Raw genomic sequence first — 2,566 nt, 5'->3', positions numbered from 1 at the left:
AGCCAACAGATAATCCTCCCGACCCCTTCGGGCTTTCGTGTAGCTTTCCACCCATCTCTGATATCAAATGGGTGCGGTTCCACCCATAATCGCGTTGTAAAAATTGATTCCCGGTACTAGATTGCTGTAATAGCGTCGTTTCCTGATATTGGTCCGTTTCTTGCGAACTGTCACTGTCATCGGAGCGGCCTGTTGTTTCGGTGAGCACCCAACAAACACAATTAGACGGGAGTATCTTCTATGCAAACCCAATCCATCATGGCCCTGGCATTTGTTTCGGCATTCGCGGTCACCAGCCCGGTGATTGCCCAGGACAAGTCTGACTGGCCTGACAACTTCACGGTCGGTACTGCCAGTCAGGGCGGAACCTATTTTGCCTATGGTTCAGGCTGGGCCAACTTCGTGGCCGAGAACCTGGGTATTTCCGGTGGTGCCGAGATCACCGGCGGCCCGATGCAGAACATGGCGCTGGTACACACCGGAGACCTGAAGTTCGGCCTGACTACCATGGGCCCGGCCCGGGAATCCCTGGAAGGCAACAGTTCGCTGGCACCAGGCCTGGAGATGGACAACGTCTGCGCGATCTTCCCGATGTACCAGACACCCTTCTCCGTTACTGCCCTTGCTGACTCCGGCATTACCTCGATTTCCAGCATTCCCGACGGTGCAACCATTGGCTTTGGGCCTGCGGGCTCAACATCTGATACTTATTTTCCGCGCATGATGGAAACCCTGGGGGTTGAGTTTGAGCGCCGCAATGGCAGTTGGTCGGATCTTGGCGGCCAGTTGCAGGATGGTCTGCTTGATGTCATTGCGTTCGCTGCCGGTATTCCCATTCCGGCCGTAAGCCAGCTGGAAGTTCAGACCGACGTGAACATCATTGGCATGACCGAGGAAGAACTCAAAACGATCACCGACAATTATCCGGTTTCCGAGTTCACTATTCCGGCAAGCACGTACCAGTCGCTGGAACAGGACTCCCGGGTAGTGTCCATGTGGAACTTTGCCATTGCCAACTGTGAGGTTCCGGAAAGCCTGGTCTACGAAATTACCAAGCTGACCATGGAAAACAACGACAAGATGGTGTCAATCCACAAGGCAGCAAGCACGTCTGTCCCGGAAAACTACACCAAGAACACTGTCCTGCCCTGGCACCCGGGTGCCGCTCGCTGGTTTAACGAAAACGGTTACCAGATCCCGCAAAGCCAGATCAAGTAATTTCATTGTGTTTGAGGGGTCCGGCCGGGCCCCTTTGGCGGCCAGCTTTTGCTGGCCCCGTTTTCCTGTAGACAGGGCCTGACATGACCACCGAGCACCCCTCCAAGGACCCAACTCCGACAGTAGAGTCGGACGAAGACCATATCCTTGCCCATAACGTCGACGAAGAGCCGGTAGAGGCCAATCGCCGGATGTATGATGGCTGGCTGCTGAAATTCGTTACTCTGCTGACGATCGGCTATTCATCGTTTCATCTTTACTCGCTGAACATTAGTCCGATGGAGACCTGGAGTTATCGTATTGTTCACGTTGCCGGCGCTCTTGTGCTGGGCTTTTTACTTTACGCCGGTGCCCGCTTCGCAACCCGGGAAGAGGGTGGTGCCCGGCACAGGTGGACTACCTGGGTCGGTGCTGTTGCGATTCTGCCCGCCCTTTATGCGCTCTATCAGACTTTTGCTTTCAGCCAGTTGATCGCCGACGGGGCCCAGCGGATTCCCGTCGTGCTGGAGACCTGGCACTATGGCTGGCCCCTGCTGGCGGCTACCACTATCGGTATTGTTCTGAGCTGGTTTCATCAGCGTGAGCGCTCGCGTTTCAGCGTGCCTGACCTGGTGCTGATTGTGTGCTCGATTGCTGTTGCCGGCTATTTCCTGATGGCTTATAACACCAATATGCGCATGAGTACGGGCACGTCGTTTGCGCCGGTGGGCATCTCCTTCGCTGCAGCGGCGGGCTGCGCCCTGATCATGGAGCTGACCCGCAGGGTCGCAGGCCTGGCACTGGTTATCATTGGCCTGGTGTTCCTGGTGTATGTGTTTGCCGGCCCCTACCTGCCGGGTTTCCTCGGCTATCCCGGACTGTCGGTGCAACGCTTCTTCAGTCAGGTCTATACCGATGCGGGTATTCTCGGGCCCACGACGGCGGTTTCCTCAACCTACATTATCCTGTTCATCGTTTTTGCCGCTTTCCTGCAAGCGTCGAAGGTTGGCGATTACTTTGTAAACTTCGCCTTTGCGGCGGCTGGTCGTTCCCGTGGCGGTCCGGCCAAGGTTTCGATCTTCGCCTCGGGCCTGATGGGCATGATTAACGGCACCAGCGCCGGTAATGTGGTATCTACCGGCTCATTGACCATCCCGCTGATGAAGAAAGTGGGCTACAGCAAGAAATCCGCTGGCGCGGTCGAGGCTGCAGCGTCGACCGGTGGGCAGATCATGCCGCCGATCATGGGCGCGGGCGCCTTCATCATGGCGGAAATTACCGGTATTCCCTATACCGAAATTGCCATCGCGGCGATCATCCCCTCAATCCTGTATTTCGCATCGGTCTATTTCATGGTGGATTTCGAGGC

2 protein-coding genes are annotated in these 2,566 nt (G+C 56.2%); both read left to right on the top strand.

The features are described 5' to 3' along the window. Positions 1-240: 240 nt before the first annotated feature. Positions 241-1,218, top strand: coding sequence for a TAXI family TRAP transporter solute-binding subunit (locus VJ956_RS13900; protein ID WP_324085638.1), 978 nt, complete (start codon positions 241-243; stop codon positions 1,216-1,218). A gap of 83 nt (positions 1,219-1,301) precedes the next feature. Next, the coding region (locus VJ956_RS13895; RefSeq protein ID WP_324085637.1) for a TRAP transporter permease at positions 1,302-2,566 on the top strand (1,265 nt) is incomplete at its 3' end.

Source organism: Marinobacter sp. (assembly GCF_035268745.1).
GTDB lineage: Bacteria > Pseudomonadota > Gammaproteobacteria > Pseudomonadales > Oleiphilaceae > Marinobacter.
The sequence above is the reverse complement of the archived record's forward strand: the minus strand, read 5'-3'. Positions and strand labels throughout refer to the sequence as shown.